This is a genomic window from Pelagibius sp. Alg239-R121 (assembly GCF_947331435.1).
Classification (GTDB): domain Bacteria; phylum Pseudomonadota; class Alphaproteobacteria; order Kiloniellales; family Kiloniellaceae; genus Denitrobaculum.
This window is the reverse complement of record NZ_CAMZOF010000002.1, coordinates 191,012-206,009: the sequence shown is the minus strand read 5'-3', so window position 1 is coordinate 206,009 and position 14,998 is coordinate 191,012. Positions and strand designations below refer to the sequence as shown.

The 14,998-nt window shown below is 55.4% G+C and carries 16 protein-coding genes; 4 read left to right on the top strand and 12 right to left on the bottom strand.

Annotation, left to right across the window (positions count from 1 at the left end; genetic code table 11):
• Positions 1–57: 57 nt before the first annotated feature.
• The 10 genes from QMZ18_RS08155 to QMZ18_RS08110 form a co-directional block, all read right to left on the bottom strand.
• Positions 58–657 (bottom strand): ANTAR domain-containing response regulator, encoded by a 600-nt coding sequence (locus QMZ18_RS08155; RefSeq protein WP_282605785.1) that lies wholly within the window; start codon positions 655–657, stop codon positions 58–60.
• Complete coding sequence (locus QMZ18_RS08150) at positions 654–1,739, bottom strand: transporter substrate-binding domain-containing protein (protein WP_282605784.1); 1,086 nt, start codon at positions 1,737–1,739, stop codon at positions 654–656. Before QMZ18_RS08150 ends, QMZ18_RS08155 begins: the two co-directional genes overlap by 4 nt.
• 51 nt (positions 1,740–1,790) lie before the next feature.
• Positions 1,791–3,152, bottom strand: a complete 1,362-nt coding sequence (locus tag QMZ18_RS08145; RefSeq protein WP_282605783.1) for an amidase — start codon at positions 3,150–3,152, stop codon at positions 1,791–1,793.
• Complete coding sequence (locus tag QMZ18_RS08140) at positions 3,139–3,291, bottom strand: hypothetical protein (protein WP_282605782.1); 153 nt, start codon at positions 3,289–3,291, stop codon at positions 3,139–3,141. The genes QMZ18_RS08145 and QMZ18_RS08140 overlap by 14 nt, the downstream gene beginning before the upstream one ends.
• A gap of 2 nt (positions 3,292–3,293) precedes the next feature.
• Positions 3,294–3,992 carry an ABC transporter ATP-binding protein gene (locus QMZ18_RS08135; RefSeq protein WP_282605781.1) on the bottom strand — a complete coding sequence of 233 codons (699 nt, stop codon included), beginning with the start codon at positions 3,990–3,992 and terminating at the stop codon, positions 3,294–3,296.
• On the bottom strand, positions 3,985–5,796 hold the full coding sequence (locus QMZ18_RS08130; protein ID WP_282605780.1) for an ATP-binding cassette domain-containing protein: 1,812 nt from the start codon (positions 5,794–5,796) through the stop codon (positions 3,985–3,987). Before QMZ18_RS08130 ends, QMZ18_RS08135 begins: the two co-directional genes overlap by 8 nt.
• 12 nt (positions 5,797–5,808) lie before the next feature.
• Positions 5,809–6,675 carry a branched-chain amino acid ABC transporter permease gene (locus QMZ18_RS08125; protein WP_282605779.1) on the bottom strand — a complete coding sequence of 289 codons (867 nt, stop codon included), beginning with the start codon at positions 6,673–6,675 and terminating at the stop codon, positions 5,809–5,811.
• Positions 6,676–6,729: 54 nt separating this feature from the next.
• Entirely contained in the window at positions 6,730–7,938 is a 1,209-nt protein-coding gene (locus QMZ18_RS08120) for an ABC transporter substrate-binding protein (protein ID WP_282605778.1), read from the bottom strand.
• Between the two features lie 219 nt (positions 7,939–8,157).
• On the bottom strand, positions 8,158–8,559 hold the full coding sequence (locus QMZ18_RS08115) for a VOC family protein (RefSeq protein WP_282605777.1): 402 nt from the start codon (positions 8,557–8,559) through the stop codon (positions 8,158–8,160).
• On the bottom strand, positions 8,556–8,864 hold the full coding sequence (locus QMZ18_RS08110; RefSeq protein WP_282605776.1) for a helix-turn-helix transcriptional regulator: 309 nt from the start codon (positions 8,862–8,864) through the stop codon (positions 8,556–8,558). The genes QMZ18_RS08115 and QMZ18_RS08110 overlap by 4 nt, the downstream gene beginning before the upstream one ends.
• A 157-nt stretch (positions 8,865–9,021) precedes the next feature.
• On the opposite strand from QMZ18_RS08110, the gene QMZ18_RS08105 reads away from it, so the two are divergent.
• A complete protein-coding gene (locus tag QMZ18_RS08105; protein ID WP_282605775.1) occupies positions 9,022–9,522 on the top strand; it encodes a VOC family protein in 501 nt (166 codons plus the stop codon).
• Positions 9,523–9,669: 147 nt separating this feature from the next.
• Entirely contained in the window at positions 9,670–10,227 is a 558-nt protein-coding gene (locus QMZ18_RS08100; RefSeq protein WP_282605774.1) for an AAA family ATPase, read from the top strand.
• Between the two features lie 324 nt (positions 10,228–10,551).
• Here the strand turns inward: QMZ18_RS08100 and QMZ18_RS08095 are convergent, their stop codons facing one another.
• Together QMZ18_RS08095 and QMZ18_RS08090 are read right to left on the bottom strand one after the other, a co-directional pair.
• Positions 10,552–10,992 carry a GFA family protein gene (locus QMZ18_RS08095; RefSeq protein ID WP_282605773.1) on the bottom strand — a complete coding sequence of 147 codons (441 nt, stop codon included), beginning with the start codon at positions 10,990–10,992 and terminating at the stop codon, positions 10,552–10,554.
• Between the two features lie 134 nt (positions 10,993–11,126).
• On the bottom strand, positions 11,127–12,176 hold the full coding sequence (locus QMZ18_RS08090; RefSeq protein WP_282605772.1) for a LacI family DNA-binding transcriptional regulator: 1,050 nt from the start codon (positions 12,174–12,176) through the stop codon (positions 11,127–11,129).
• A 218-nt stretch (positions 12,177–12,394) separates the two neighbouring features.
• Here QMZ18_RS08090 and QMZ18_RS08085 point away from each other — a divergent pair, with 218 nt between their 5' ends.
• Together QMZ18_RS08085 and QMZ18_RS08080 are read left to right on the top strand one after the other, a co-directional pair.
• The gene (locus tag QMZ18_RS08085) at positions 12,395–13,459 is read left to right on the top strand and encodes a glycine betaine/L-proline ABC transporter ATP-binding protein (RefSeq protein ID WP_282605771.1); all 1,065 of its coding nucleotides are present in this window, start codon (positions 12,395–12,397) and stop codon (positions 13,457–13,459) included.
• Entirely contained in the window at positions 13,459–14,931 is a 1,473-nt protein-coding gene (locus QMZ18_RS08080; protein WP_282605770.1) for a proline/glycine betaine ABC transporter permease, read from the top strand. Before QMZ18_RS08085 ends, QMZ18_RS08080 begins: the two co-directional genes overlap by 1 nt.
• Positions 14,932–14,998: the final 67 nt, after the last annotated feature.

Below are 14,998 nucleotides of genomic sequence, written 5' to 3'. Positions count from 1 at the left end.
ACATTCGCCCGATGCCGCACGAAAAATAGACCATTCAAGGAGAAGCAGCCGCTTTCCCTAGATATCGCTCGATGCGATGATAGCGTCCGCAATAGCAGAGATGGGCGTTTTCGAGTTTTGGGACTTATCCCTTAGCCGCTTGTAGGCCTCTTCTTCGCTGATCTCTCTAGTCTTGGACAAAATCGCTACAGCCTGTTCGATTTTGCGTCTGGCTTTTAGCGTGTCGTCAAGCGATTGAATGCGGCGTTTAAGGCGTGACTCATGCCGAGCCAGGCCGATTGCAGTGGTAAGCGCCGCCAGTACGCCAAACACCCGGATTGGTTTGGAAAGAACACCATGTACATTCAGGCGTTCAAGCTCAGAGAGAACTTCTGGTGTTTCGAATGCAATGATTGCAATCCTGGCAATCGCATTTTCTCCCGCAAGCCAGGACAGGTTTTTATTGTCACTCAGAGGGGTGAGCAGGAACAGTACAACATCGACGTGATCCGGTAGGCTTTCAGGTGCTGGCCACAGACTTTCTACCTGACATCCAATACGCTTGAGCTGAGCAAGCAGCAGGGAGCGCTCTTGGTCGTCAGGATGAATAACTAACACTCGCATTCGTCGCAGGCGGCGAAGCAGGTTCTGATCTCTTACCGGCATGTCTTCGTTCATACGGCTAACTGTCCGCTGACTGAACGATCATAGGCGACCAGGTATGGGTCTGCTCGGACCACGCTTGGATTCTTGGAGACGATTTCGAACGTACCATCTTCGCAAGACCTTCCGATAAGTGGTCTTAGATTGAAATGGTTTGTATCGATATCGATAGACAGATCACCACCAGGCCCTTTGAATACCGCTCCTGAAAGCGCTTCGAGAACAGTGTCAGAATCTGTCGTGTCGGAAAGCCCGGCGGCATTGGCGAAGAAGTGGACGAGGGAATAGCAAACCTCGCTGTACACACCCGGAACCGCGTTATCTCCAAAACGGCTTTTGAAGGCTGCAACAAATTTTTGGTTCTGAGGCGAGCCGACCGAGCCAAAATAGGACGCGACTGAAAGATGTCCTGCCCGCGCCTCAGCAGGCATCTTCGCCAGTTCCGATTCAGTTGTTGTTAACGAGGCGATCGGAAGATTGCGATCCTGAGGAAACACACTCGCATAGGCGGAATAGAGATTGACGCTGTCCTCGCCAACAACGGTCGAGAGGATGACGTCGACTTGTTCCGACCCAATGTTTTTTAACTCGGTTTCCATTCGAATCTTGCCGGTCCCGAATGGGAGATAGGTTTCACCCACAACGGTTCCACCGCTGCTGGAAAGAAACTCCATGACGATTCGATTGATCTCGCGGGCATAGAGCGTGTCTGATCCAACGAGAGCGATTCTGTTCCCGTGATTTTTGAAAACATAGTCAAGAAGCGGCAAGATCATCTGGTTGGGAACTGCGCCGCCATAAATCACGTTTGGCGAATATTCGAAGCCCTCATAGACGGAAGGGTAAAAGAGCACTCCATTGTATCGCTCAATGATCGGCAGAACGGCTTTCCGGCTGGTCGACAAGCAACACCCAAAAATGCTGTTTACTCGGTGCTTAAGCAAAAGCTCTGCTGCCAGCTCCGTATATCTTCGGTCGTCACCCTCCGGGTTCAATATGACGGGTTCGATCTTGGAACCGCTGAGTCCACCGGTGGCGTTTATTTCTTCACAGGCCAGGAGGATGCCCTGAAGATGAGCATTTTCCGTAACCGCCATTGGACCTGTCTGTGAAAACAAAACGCCGATTTTAACTGGCTCACTCCCCATTTAGGCCTCACCACCATTTATACTTTGATCAATATTGCGCGCGATCGCCAAGAGTTTCTCATCACACCCTGGTTTGCCCATGAGCATCATGCCGATCGGCAGACCCTTAGACGATTTACCCACCGGGATGGTCAGACACGGTAATCCCGCCAAGTTCCCAATCCAGCAGAACCAGGTCATGCTGTCCTGTGTGGTTACACTTCGACCACCAAATTTTTGCTTGTCCTGTCCATGAGGCGGTGCCGGGACGGGCAGCGTCGGCAATACCAGCGCGTCCCAGTCAGGTAACTCGTTGAGCATAACCTTCAGCAGATGCGTTCGCAATTTTTGTGCTTCCAGAAACTCGACTCCGGTTAGACGCCGCCCTGCTTCGAGATGTGCTCTGGTGACAGATGTAAATCCTTCCGGGTTTTTGGCAAGCAGCGCATTGTGATAGGCGGTTGCTTCGCAATGGAGGATGGCTTCCCACGCCGCAAAATAACCTGTGACGTTAGCGAGTTGAGCTTCTGTGATAGCGGCATCGAGGGTAGAAAGAGCGCTCCTGATGGCAGCATCAACCTCATCCGACCGCTCCAGACCCTTACCTGTCAGACTTAGAAGTTTCGGCTTGCCCTCAAACGAAATCTGGCCAAACGGCGCAGCATTGAAGGTCGAGTTGTCTTTTGGGTCTGCCCCTAAAAAGAACGGAAGGAGATGCCCGATATCCTCTAAAGCAGCAGTCATCGGGCCTGGGGCATCCAGAGACCAGCTGAGTGGCAGGACACCGTTTCGCGAGGCGCGTCCGTAGCTGGGTTTGAAACCGTAAATGCCACAGGCAGAAGACGGGATGCGAACCGATCCACCGGTATCGCTTCCGAGGGCCGCCGCAACAATACCTGCAGCAACGGCCGCTCCAGACCCGCCGCTGCTGCCCCCTGTAATATGATCAAGATTATGAGGGTTGCGCGTGACGCCTATCGTGGATGTGTCGTTGGTCGCGCCGTAGGCCCATTCGTGCATGTTGGTCTTGGCGAAGATAACTGCACCGGCCGCACGCAAATTCGCCACAAGCGTTGCATCTGTGCCACTTGGTTCAAGAGGTGCCGCGTTTGAACAGGCCGTCGTCGGGTAGTCTTTTGTCAGATAGTTGTCCTTAACGGCAATCGGCACTCCGTCGATGGGACTGAGCGTTTTGCCGCTGCTGCGTCTTTGGGTCGCGGCTTCGGCCTGCGCCAGGACAGTCCGTTCGTCGAGGGCCGCAAATGCATTCAAACCAGCGTTTTTCTTTGCGCGCTCGAGGGATCGTTCGGCCAGGAAGGATGCTGTTTGCGATCCATCGGCGAGCGCGGCGACTTGCTCCGAAAGGCTTTCACTTCTTTTCATTGACCGCCTCCGGTTTAAAAATATGTGCCGGCTCCTCATCGGGTGACGGGACGCCCCGTTTAAGTCCTGCCCGTATGCGTTTTAGTGTGGCATCGATGCGATCATTCTGATCGTCAGTCAGTTCGGCTCGATCAGTCATAATCACACTCCCAATAGTTCCTGTTGGAGTTCTTTGTCCCTGCTGAGACTCTCCCGATCCGTCTCGAGATAAATGCTGCCCTTCTCCATCACGTAGGCCCGCTCTGCGATAGACAGGCAGAAATCAAGATTTTGCTCGGCTACCAGAATCGCAATTTCGCTTTCCTGATTGATGCGCTTTAGAACGCCTGCAATCTCATCAATGATGGAGGGCTGAACCCCTTCGGTCGGTTCATCAAGGAGTAGAATTTTCGGCTTGATCGCCAAGGCTCGGGCAAGTGCCAGAACCTGTTGCTGCCCGCCAGACAAGCCGCCAGCCAGATCATTCGCCTTGGGACCCAGAAGCGGAAAATCCGCCAACATCTTTTTGACGGTTTCTTTTGCATCAAAGCCGTTCGAAGCGGCGGCAACGGCGATGTTTTCCGTGACCGTCATTCTGGGAAATACAAATCGGCCCTGAGGTACGTAGCCAAGCCCCAACCTTGCCCTCTTGGCGGGAGCTGCCGGCGCGCGCGCGCCGGCTATTTCTACGCTGCCTTTTTTTGCCAGTATGAGGCCGGTTGCGTACCGCATAAGGGTCGATTTGCCGACACCATTACGACCGAGCAGGGCAACGATTTCGCTTGCCTTCACTTCAAGTGTGACATCCCGGATGATGGTGGTTTTACCATAGCCACCTGTCGCATTCGTAACCTTAAACATGCTCGCGCCTCCCCAGATAGATATCGAGGACGGCGTCATTGGCGCGGAGTGTTTCTATATCTCCCTCCGCGAACAGTTTGCCTTGATGAAGGACGGTAACGTGGCCTTCAAGCGTCCTGACGAATTCCATGTCGTGTTCGACCACAACAACCGTTGTGTGTTTTGCGAGAGTGCGAACCAGCAATGAGAGCTCGCGGGTCTCTTCATTGGTCATGCCTGCTGCGGGTTCATCCAGAAGGACAACGCGGGGTGCCAGGCAGAGGACCATACCGATGTCCAACCATTGCTGTTGGCCGTGAGACAAAGCAGAGGCTTGTGCGTTGGCCTGCTCCTCAAGGCCCAGCATGCCCAGAACTTTTTGGCTGATTGCTGTTGCCTGCTGCCCCTCTTTGGTTCGTGCATAAGCGGCGGACCACAGGTTCTGTTCGACGGTGTTTTCACCGAAGACCTGAGGCTTTTGGTTTTTGACACCCATGCCCTTGCGCACGCGCTCGAATATCGGAGCTTTCGTAACGTCATCATTGCCAAGTTTGATGCTTCCGCCCTCAGGGCGGTAAAGCCCGACACATGTCTTGAGGTATGAGCTTTTTCCCGCTCCATTCGGACCGATCAATGCGTAGGGTTTACCTGGCGCGAATTCGCGACTGACATCATTGACCGGAATGACACCTCCAAAGCGCTTGAAGAGATTATTGCTGTCGAGTTCCTTGGCGGGGCCTGCCTGTTCAGCAGCATCTGTGAGAATAGTCTCCAGAACTTCCGTATCTATCTTCACGGCACCGGCATGGCGTGCCGCGTCGTTTGGATCCGGTATGAATTGCCGCCAGAATTGACCGAGAGCCCCAAGGATTCCGTTTTGCAGGAAGAGCACCAGCAGAATCAGAATGGCACCGAGGATGAGTGTGGTCTGTCCACTCGCAGCACCGCCGCCAAGCCAGAATGACAAAGCGCCTATGGCAAGCGCTCCTAGGAATGGCCCGGCCAGTGTCCCCAGTCCTCCGACAAGAACATAGATTGGGACGAGTAGGGCCTCGGGCACAGAAAAGAGTGATGGATTGAGATAATTTGCCCACAGCGCAAAGAGAGCGCCGGCTACACCTGCAACGGCTCCTGAATACGCAAAATTCATTACCTGAATTTTACGAATGTCGTATCCGAGCAGTTCGGTCTTTTCGACATCGATGCGGATACAATCGACGACCTTTCCGAAATTGCTGCGCATCAGCCAACGGGTAAAGAAATAGATGACCGCCGAGATTGCCACAACGGTGGCAAATGTTTGATTGGGGTCGAGTGATTCAGCTTTTGATCCAAATCCCAGAACAATTCCCGGAATATTTGAAAGCCCGTTGTCTCCACCGATGGCGGCCTTGCCAATGTCGATCTTGAAGCTTTGTGTAACCGCCCACAAAAGAAGTGTGAAGGTATAGGAGAGAATTGTAGATTGCAGCTCGCCCATTCGAGCGAAGAAGATAATGTAGCCAAGTGCTGCCGCGACGACAGCTCCGAACAGAGCGCCCGAGGGCACCGCCCAGACCAGTGTCATGCCCCATTCCGATGCCATGTTGATGGCAATGACCGCGCCAAAATATCCGCCCAGTCCATAGAAGGCCGTTTGAGCGAGGCTGAGCAATCCGCCGCGACCCCAAATGATGTCGAGGCTCAGTCCGAGGAGACCAAAAATGATCCAGGAAGTGGCGACAAAGGCCAGGTATGGATCAAGCGAATGGGAGACCGCCAGGGCAATGGCGGTTGCAATTGCCGGGAACACCAGTCCTGATGAATAGTAGAGTCTTTCAAGCATCCAGCAGCACTCCTAGAGCTTACGGCGCCATCTGGCGGAGATACCCATCGGGTACAGCCACAGAAGGAGAGCGGTTACGAGGAAAAAGAAGACGTCACCGACAACGGACGTCATGAAACTGGCTGTCACTGATGCGCCACCACCAAGGCCAAGGGCTGTCAAGGCGCTGCCGGTCAAAGCGACGGGGCCGGCAACCACAACTGTGAGGAAACCTTTAACGGCGAAGAAGAGGCCCATGGACGGTGTGGCTGGGATAATGGGCAAAAGGATCGCCCCTGCGAAACCCGCCAGACCACACCCGATCGCAAATGTGAGTGTATTGACCCGCGAGGAGTCGATGCCAATCGCCTGAGCCATTTTTGGCTCTTGGATCGAGGCACGGGCTTTCATGCCATAGACGGTTTTCGTCATCAGAAGATAAACAAACGCGAGCATGACCGCAGCAACCAGGATCATGGCAATCGAATAGGCGGCGAGGCTGTAGCCGCCGATTTTGAAGTTGTATTGCGGCATGCCGATGCCTGGGGAAACGGTCCCGAAGAGCAAAACGGCGGCCTGGTTGAACACCATGCCGAGACCCCATGTCGCGAGCATGGTGTCAAACAATCGTCCGTATAATCGCCGTATGATGAGCAGCTCGACTATTGCGCCAATCAGCATGGTCGTGACAACGGCCACGGGAATGGCCAACGGATAAGGAATGCCGATCTGTGTCGCGGTGAGGGCAGAGTAAGCCCCGACCATCAGGAATTCCCCATGGGCGAGATTGATGACGCCCATGAGTCCATAAACGACCGCAAGTCCCAGGGTTGCGATCAGCAATATGGACGCGCTGGAGAGTGACGACAGAAGGACTGTCACCAGATAATCAAGTTCCATGCTTTCCTCCGGAAAAGAACACGCCTGTCTGTTGACAGGCGCGTCAGGTGGTTCTTAGTGCTCTTCGGGAGAAAAGTGTTCGGCGAGATCTGGATTATCGATCAGGTTGCACTTCTCGTTTTCATAGGTCGGTGCAGAGCCGGCAAAGGTTTGAACAATCTCGAAGCCATGATTGTTGTCGCCCTTTGCGATGTAAATGTCCTGACGCAGGTGGTGCGAGCCTGGCTCCAGAGTGACTTTGCCGTTCGGTGCGTCAAAGGTCAGACCACTTTCCAGAGCAGCAATCACCTCGTCGGGTTCGGATGACCCGGCTTTGTTTGCGGCCGCCGCCCAGATATGAACAGCGTTCCATACATCGACAGCGCCTGCCACGATCGGTGTGTCGGTGCCGTACCTGGCTTCCCAGGCGGACTTGAACTTGGTGTTCGCCTCGCTCTCCACGGACGGGAAATATCCCATAGCCGAAATAAGGCCTTCACCTGCTTGCGGAGACACAACAACCTGTTGGTTACCTGAACCATAGTTTGTGGAAACCATTCCGATAGTGTCTTTTAAACCGGCCGCCGCGAACTGCTCCAGGAAGCCTGTCTGGTTGGCGCCGACTGGAAGCGCGATAACCACATCGGGTTTTTCAGCCTGAATTTTTTGGATGGTCGGCGCGTAGTCAGTGACCGAGAGGGCGAGATAGTCTTCACCGACAACCTCAGCCCCGTTCTGCTTGGCAAATTCGTGGATCCAATGACCGGATATGGTTCCGAAATTGTAGTCCGGCGCCATGATATAGATCTTCTTGCCATAGTTCTCGACGGCCCATTTGATCAGGACGTTGAGCTGCTGTGAAGCAGAAGACCCCGTTACAAAGGTCTGCTTATCGCAGGCACCGCCTTCATAAAGCGAAGAATAGAAGTAAGGGATTTTCGCTTTGCGGAAGATCGGTCGAATGGCTTCGCGGGATGAACTGGTGAGACCGGCAAACATCGCGGAAATGCCGTCACGCAGAACAGAGGTCTGAGCGAACTGGGTATATTTGGCAAGTTCTGACTGGGCGTCATAGCCGACCACCGTGACCGGTTCGCCATTGACGCCGCCGGCTGCATTGACGGCTTCGATAGCAAGGTTCAGCGCGTTGTTCTGCTGAATGCCATAGATATTGAGTCCACCGGTGAGATCAAAGATAGCACCGACTTTAGTTTCGGCTTGAGCAACGGTTGCAGTGAGCGCAACAGCAGTGGTCAAACCGAGCGTTCGAAAGAAGTTTTTCATGTGAGGTGTTCCCGCCTGTTTTTGAATCAGACTGGACACCTAGACCGGATTTTCAGGAATTTTGTGCTTCAAAAACGCAAAACGACCCAAACAGGAATACATGTCCAGCTGAGTCGCTTGATAATTTTGCGTGCTTCGTCGCACAGCTACATATCCTCACACCGCTTGTTGGATGTCAAGCCTTTGCCATCAACAAGCCTATGCTGGCTTCTGCGAAGATCACGCTGGAGCGGCGTCTTTCATCTCGATCAGCTGAATAAGATTCCCGCAAGTGTCATCGAAAACCGCCATGCGAACCGGCCCTGCATCCATCGGCTCAAGAACAAACTCTACGTCCTGCTCGACCAGTCTTTTCCGCTCCGCATCAAGGTTCTTTACCTGAAATGAGTGCGCCGGAATGCCATCGGAAACCAGTGCATCTTTGTAAGGCTTAACAGCAGGATGCGTGCTTGGCTCAAGTAGCAATTCCGTTCCTTCAGGGTCTTCGTCAGACACGACAGTCAACCAACGACTTTCCCCTAAAGGAACATTGTTCTTCACCTTGAAACCGAGAACATCAGTGTAGAATTTCTCTGCTTTGTCTTGGTCATCGACAAAGACGCTAGTTATATAGATTTTCATGTTTTAGCTCCGTTTTGTTTGTATTTTTTGATCCATGAAGCAGCCGCGATATGATCTTCGTTGATGCTCAACGAATGTGCTTTCGTGCGTCCCTTCCATGATGTCTTGATCAAGCCGGCTTTCTCTAAAACGTCGAGATGCTGGGAAACCGTTTGACGGGAAAAGGCAACGCCATTCTCCGCAACTGATGCGGCGCACACCTCGAACAATGACTGACCGGGTTGCTGGCTCAAACGGTCGATGATGCGACGGCGAGTGCTGTCAGAAAGAGCTTTGAAAATGAGGTCGAGTTGATCGTCTTTCACTGTTCGCTTATTATGCAGTAATTTTACTGCATATCAAGTTCTGTCGAAAAGCGGTCATCTGAACGGAACAGTGCAATGACCCCTTCGTCCGCGTTGCCGGCCTCCGGCAGATGCATAGCGAATGACCGGTCAGAGCTCAAAATGACCAATTTTTGTAATGGCTGCATTTGCCGTTGAGGGCTCAAGAATTCACATGCAAAATGTGGAGAGATGGGGAGCCGTCAGCATGAAACTATTGCACGTTAGTGTAGCGGCACGCGATGCCGATGTCCTTTCCGCATTCTATAAAACTGTGTTTGGTTACGTGGACAGACGGCCACCAACGACGCTTTCCGGCGAGAAAGTTTCGAGAGGCAACGGCCTGCCAAACACGCACATCTACTCGGTTTGGCTGCGTCTACCTGACGACGAGGGGCCATTTTTAGAGATACTCGAATACAAGAACACCCTGGATCGACCGGAGCCAAGGGTGAACGAACCCGGTTTCGGACATCTCGCATTTGAGGTGAGCGACATCGAAGCGACAGTTGCAGAGATAATCAAGGCGGGCGGAAAATCGCAGGGTGAAGTCACTGACTTCGGAACTTTGAACAGCCCACTTCTAGTGGTCTATGTGCGGGATCCAGAAGGAAATATTTTGGAATTGGAACAGCCTTAAAGGCTGGGCAAAGAAGAAATCGGTTCAACCATCCGAAACGGCAACAAAGGCCGCTCTGACGACAGGCCGGGAAGGATTTGAGAGGTTTAAGAGGGCGTTGCAGCAAAATAATCTGAATACACAGAATGATTTTGTAGGTTTGCGAATATGAAGCTGGTCATCATAGTTGGCCCACCAGCGGTCGGTAAAATGACTGTAGGTCAAGAACTGGAAAAGCTCTCCGGCTATAAGCTTTTTCATAATCACATGACGATCGAAATGGTTGCGCCGTTCTTCAGCTACGGCAGTCGCCAAGGCCGCAGGTTGGTTCAAAGGCTGCGGCATGAATTTTTCGAGGCCTTCTCCGAGGACTGCGGGCCCGGATACATTTTCACATATGTTTGGGCATTTGGTGAGGCTGGAGAGCGTGAGTACATTGAAGGTGTCGCTGACAAGTTTGCGAAAAAAGGGCACGAGGTTTTTTGGATCGAGCTAGAAGCAAGCCTTGACGAAAGGCTCAAGAGAAACCGAACTGAGAACAGACTGAAGCATAAGCCTTCCAAAAGAGACCTCGCTTGGTCGGATAACAATGTGCTCAATATGAGCGACGAATATCGCCTCAATTCCAGCCAAGGCGAGATTGAACACCCCAACTACTTGCGAATTGACAACACCCGTGTGTCAGCTCCTGAGTCTGCAAGACAGATCTGGGCTTATGTGAAATGAATTTCTCTTAATCTCGAACCATCGACACACCTACGCGGGGAGCTGACGTTCAGCATTTCTGAAGCGACGACAACTCCGGCCCCCACTGCCGTCATTGGTTCAAAGTGCAGCGGACTTGCGCGCCGGGTCCCTCTCAGATTTTTCCGAAAGGCTGTTTGAGGACGGCGATAGCGATTCCGGAAGTGACCGCTTAGGTTCTATGCTGCCTCGAAACCAAAGCTGTTGCGTGAAGTCGTCTTTGCCGGCCTCGCCGGGATCCGGCGGCGCCGTCAAAAGGGAGGCGTCCAAATCGGATATTGACGCGCCTTGGCATAAGGACTGCAGTCATTGCTTCGAGGGGTCGGCGATGGTTGCACGCCCCGAGGTCGCAACCCGCTCCAGGTCATCGTCGATGTGAAGCCACGTCAGCCGCTCCGACTCATGGGTGTGAATTCTTGGCGCGAAGTCGTCGGCCTGATCGACAACGCCCAGCGAGATGTAAACCTGTCCGGGGAGATAATCGTAGCGCCCGGTCAGCGAAGAGCCGCAGTCGGCGCAGAACGTGCGTGTTACGCCGGGATTGACGGCCGCCTTGCGGCCTTCGTCCGGTGTAAATGTCACCGCCTGTTCCTCGAATGCCGCAAACGCGGCGACTGGTCCGCCCGTCGCACGCCGGCAGTCGTCGCAGTGGCAGTAGGCGACGGTTTGCGGCGCCTGAGTCGTGGTGAATGTTCGCGCGCCGCAGTAGCATCGACCTGTGCAGACAGTTTCGCCTTTGATGGACATGTGACGTCTCCCTTTGAATGACCGATTAGCGCGAGAAACCTTGCCCCAGCAAATCATCATATTTCTATCCACGCTCTCTGGTGTAAGCGCCATAGACCGGCGGGCTTTGAGCGCGATCTGAGCGATGCGGCGTGTTACGGTTTTTTTGGCGGTGCCGTCGAGCCGCCAGGAACCAGCCTGGTTTCGATGAGGACTGCGTGTGGCGCTTCTTCGCCCGACAGCATGGTGACCAGGGACTCGGCAGCCTTCAGGCCCATCTGGGCGGTGGGTACGTGCATGGTGGCAATCTGCGGGACCATTTCCTGCGCGATATCCAGTCCGTCAAATCCGCAGATCGAGAGATCTTCGGGGACGTTCAGTCCGCGGGACTGCGCCTCCATCAGTGCGCCGATGGCCAGCACGTCGTTGCCGCAAATCACTGCCGTGATTTCCGGTGCCCCATCGAGCAGCTGGGACAGGCCTTCGCGGCCGTTGCGGACGGAGAAGCTGCGGCTCGTCAGACGGTGCGCTGGAAGCTCCAGGTCAAAAGCATTCAGCGCATCCCTGATCCCGCGCGTACGGAGTCTCGCACGGTCGCTGACGCCGGAGGGGCCCTCTATCACTCCGATCTCCCGATGGCCCAGCTCCAGGATGTGACGCGCCATGGTTTCGGCGCCGGCGCGGTTGTCGTAGCCCACGCAGCGGTGGGGGCTGTCGGGGAGATAAATGGAGATCAGCAGATAGGGAATTCTGCGTGTTGCCAGCAGCTCGTAAAGATCCGGCGTACGATGTTCTCCGGCGAGGATCAGTGCGTCTATTCCTGACTCGACCAGGGCACGGGCTTCTTCCATCTCCAGGGCCTCGTCGAAATCGTAGTTGGCGATCACGAGGCTATAGCCCGACTCGCGCAGGCGTCGCTGAAGGGCTTCGATGAAGCGTGAATAGATGGAGTTGGCGATGGTGGGGATCAGGGCGCCGATCCTGAAGGTCTTCTGTGATGACAAGGCGCGCGCGGCGGGGTCGGGGATGTAGTTGAGCTCGGCAGCCACCGAGGTCACGTGCTTGCGCAGCTCCTCGGAAACCTGATGCGGCTGATTGAGGGCACGCGAGACGGTGGCCGTGGAGACACCGGCGGCCTTGGCGACCTGGCGCACGCCGACGCTGCCCGTCGTGCGGCGGTTCACACCGATTACCTGTTTGACCACGCCGTCCGTTCCAACATCAAACTGCTCTCCAATCGCCGGTCTGCACGCGGAATCGCCCGTGTGTGCCGGGGAAGCTTATCGCCGAAGCGAAGACATACCAAGCAGCATTGCGGCCCGATGACTCCCGCGCCACAGAAAGTGGCTTGCACTCGACGATAATTTGGGTTTATGTTTTATGTAACCGGTTACATTAAGCGGAAACGCGGGGTAGCGGCATAATGAATAATGCAAGTACAGGGGATCCGGTCATTGAGGTCCGGTCGGTCTGGAAGATTTTCGGATCGCGTGCGGCGGAGGCACTGGAGGCCATCCGCAGGGACAATCTCGGTAAACCGGAAGTCTTGGCGCAGTTCGGCTGCGTCGTCGGGGTGGCGGATGCCTCCTTTGCCGTCGAGCAGGGTGAGATCTTCTGCATCATGGGGCTGTCGGGCTCCGGCAAGTCGACCTTGGTCAGGCATATCAACCGGCTGATCGAGCCTACCGCCGGCGAGATTTTCCTCAAGGGACGGGACGTGAATGTCCTGAACGAAGAAGAGCTGCGCCAGGTGCGGGCCGAGACCATCGGCATGGTGTTCCAGAACATGGCACTGCTGCCGCACCGCACGGTGCGCGACAATGTCGGCTTTGCCCTGGAGCTGCGCGGTGTCGATTCCTATCAGCGCAGCATTGCGGCGGAAGAGACCATCGCAAAAGTCGATCTGACAGGTTACGGCGACCGCTATCCCTCGGAGCTGTCAGGTGGCATGCAGCAGCGGGTCGGCCTGGCGCGGGCGCTCGCCGCCGATCCCGACATTCTGCTGATGGATGAACCCTTTTCGGCGCTGGACCCGCTGATCCGCCGCCAGCTTCAGGACGAGTTCCTGGCGTTGTCACACGTCATGCACAAGACCACGCTCTTCATCACCCATGATCTGGACGAAGCGATCCGCATGGGCAGCCGCATCGCGATCATGAAGGACGGGGTCATCGTGCAGATCGGCACGCCGGAAGATATCGTGACCAAGCCCGCCGATGGTTATGTCGCGGACTTCGTTGCCGGCATTTCCCGGCTCAAGCTTGTGTTCGCCCATACGGTCATGCAGCCGATCGAAGCCTACAAAGCGAATGGCGGTAACGGTCTGGACGAGAGCCTCTGTCCCGTTGCGGATCCGGAAACCGATCTGAATGCGCTGGTCGATCTGTCGGTCGACAGCGAGCACCCGATCCTCATCAAAGACGACGGCAACGCGGTTGGCGTGGTGACCAAAACCGCATTGCTGCGCGGCATACAGGGAGAGCCGTGATGACTGATACACCCGCGATGACTGATACACCGGCAACTGCCGATCTCGGTGCCGAAGCGCAGGACAGTGGCCCGAGCCTCGAGGAACAGAAGCTCGTTACGGAATTCGCCGCCGAGAAAACCGACTACTACAGCGGCACCTTTGTTCAGCTACAGCAAAACCGCCTGACGGCAACGCATGTGAACCGCTCGGCGCTGTTGGCAGGCCCGTTTTGGGGCGCACGGCGCGGCAACTGGACCCACTTCTGGATCGCACTGCTGCTGGACGTTTCCGGAATCATGCTGATGGCCCGCGGGCTGTTCGCGGCATCCGAAGGGACCGGTAGCGTCAATCTGTTGTGGGGGGTGGCGGTTTTCGTCTGCGGACGGGTGCTGACTGCACGTTTTGCCGATCTGCTTTATTACCGCCAATACCAGAACTGGCGCATCGATCGCGCGATCAACGCGGGCATTTCCGCGCGCCGGGTGCAGTTGGGTCTTGCCCTGATCCTCGCGATCGGCCCGATGCTGATTTACCGCGCGACCCAGGTGGCGCCCACTCTGCGTGAGTGCAAGCGCATGTGGCGAGCCATGGCCAAAGGCGACGAGGCCGGATTTGCCGACCGCTTCAATTGCTGGGTCATCGGCGAGGTTCCGATCGGAAAGAACCTTCAGCAGCCGGTTGCCGGCGGCATCAACGACTTTATTGACTGGCTGACCATTACCTTCGTTTCGCTGTTCGATGCCATTACGATCAGTATTCGCGCCGTGCTCAATCTGCTGGAATTGATCTTCGTCGGGACGCCGTGGCCGGTGATGGCATTCCTGCTGATCCTGATCGCCTGGCGGACCGCCGGAAAGAACGTCGCGATCTTCACCGCGCTGGCGCTGTTTTATCTGGGCATGTTCGGCTTTTGGCAAAAGTCCATGTCGACCCTGTCGCTGGTTGGCGCCGCGACCCTGATCTGTGTCGTGCTCGGTGTGCCCATCGGCATCTGGTGTGCCAAGTCGCCGCGGATCTACGCCTTCATCCGGCCGGTCCTGGACATCATGCAGACTCTGCCGAGTTTCGTGTACCTGATCCCCGCCATCGCGTTCTTTGGGGTCGGCAAGCCGCCCGGCATTCTGGCAACCGTGATCTTCGCGTTGCCGCCGATGGTCCGTTTGACGGTGCTGGGTATCACGCAGGTGCCCGAAAGCGTCAAGGAAGCCGCGCTGGCCTTCGGCGCGACCCCGCGGCAACTGCTGTGGAAGGTCGAACTGCCGCTGGCCGTGACCTCGATCATGACCGGTATCAATCAGACAATCATGATGAGCCTGTCGATGGTCGTCGTTGCCGCCCTGATCGCAGCCAAAGGATTGGGCGAAGACGTGCTCTTTGCTTTGCAACACGTCGAACACGGTCTTGGACTGCTGGCCGGTGCGGCGATCGCGCTCTGCGCCATGATCATGGACCGGATCGTGCAAGGCGCGCGCAAGCCCGACCAAACTTAGAGTGCGATTGATGGAGAGGCTGAGTCACGGGTTCCGCCGAGACAGCGAAAAACGATCAGACTCTCGA

Coding starts and splice junctions, on each gene's coding strand:
- QMZ18_RS08125 (WP_282605779.1), bottom strand. CDS start 6,675: ATGGAACTTGATTATCTGGTGACAGTCCTTCTGTCGTCACTCTCCAGC.
- QMZ18_RS08105 (WP_282605775.1), top strand. CDS start 9,022: ATGGCTGCATTTGCCGTTGAGGGCTCAAGAATTCACATGCAAAATGTG.
- QMZ18_RS08155 (WP_282605785.1), bottom strand. CDS start 657: ATGAACGAAGACATGCCGGTAAGAGATCAGAACCTGCTTCGCCGCCTG.
- QMZ18_RS08085 (WP_282605771.1), top strand. CDS start 12,395: ATGAATAATGCAAGTACAGGGGATCCGGTCATTGAGGTCCGGTCGGTC.
- QMZ18_RS08080 (WP_282605770.1), top strand. CDS start 13,459: ATGACTGATACACCCGCGATGACTGATACACCGGCAACTGCCGATCTC.
- QMZ18_RS08140 (WP_282605782.1), bottom strand. CDS start 3,291: ATGACTGATCGAGCCGAACTGACTGACGATCAGAATGATCGCATCGAT.
- QMZ18_RS08150 (WP_282605784.1), bottom strand. CDS start 1,739: ATGGCGGTTACGGAAAATGCTCATCTTCAGGGCATCCTCCTGGCCTGT.
- QMZ18_RS08100 (WP_282605774.1), top strand. CDS start 9,670: ATGAAGCTGGTCATCATAGTTGGCCCACCAGCGGTCGGTAAAATGACT.
- QMZ18_RS08145 (WP_282605783.1), bottom strand. CDS start 3,152: ATGAAAAGAAGTGAAAGCCTTTCGGAGCAAGTCGCCGCGCTCGCCGAT.
- QMZ18_RS08120 (WP_282605778.1), bottom strand. CDS start 7,938: ATGAAAAACTTCTTTCGAACGCTCGGTTTGACCACTGCTGTTGCGCTC.
- QMZ18_RS08095 (WP_282605773.1), bottom strand. CDS start 10,992: ATGTCCATCAAAGGCGAAACTGTCTGCACAGGTCGATGCTACTGCGGC.
- QMZ18_RS08130 (WP_282605780.1), bottom strand. CDS start 5,796: ATGCTTGAAAGACTCTACTATTCATCAGGACTGGTGTTCCCGGCAATT.
- QMZ18_RS08135 (WP_282605781.1), bottom strand. CDS start 3,992: ATGTTTAAGGTTACGAATGCGACAGGTGGCTATGGTAAAACCACCATC.
- QMZ18_RS08115 (WP_282605777.1), bottom strand. CDS start 8,559: ATGAAAATCTATATAACTAGCGTCTTTGTCGATGACCAAGACAAAGCA.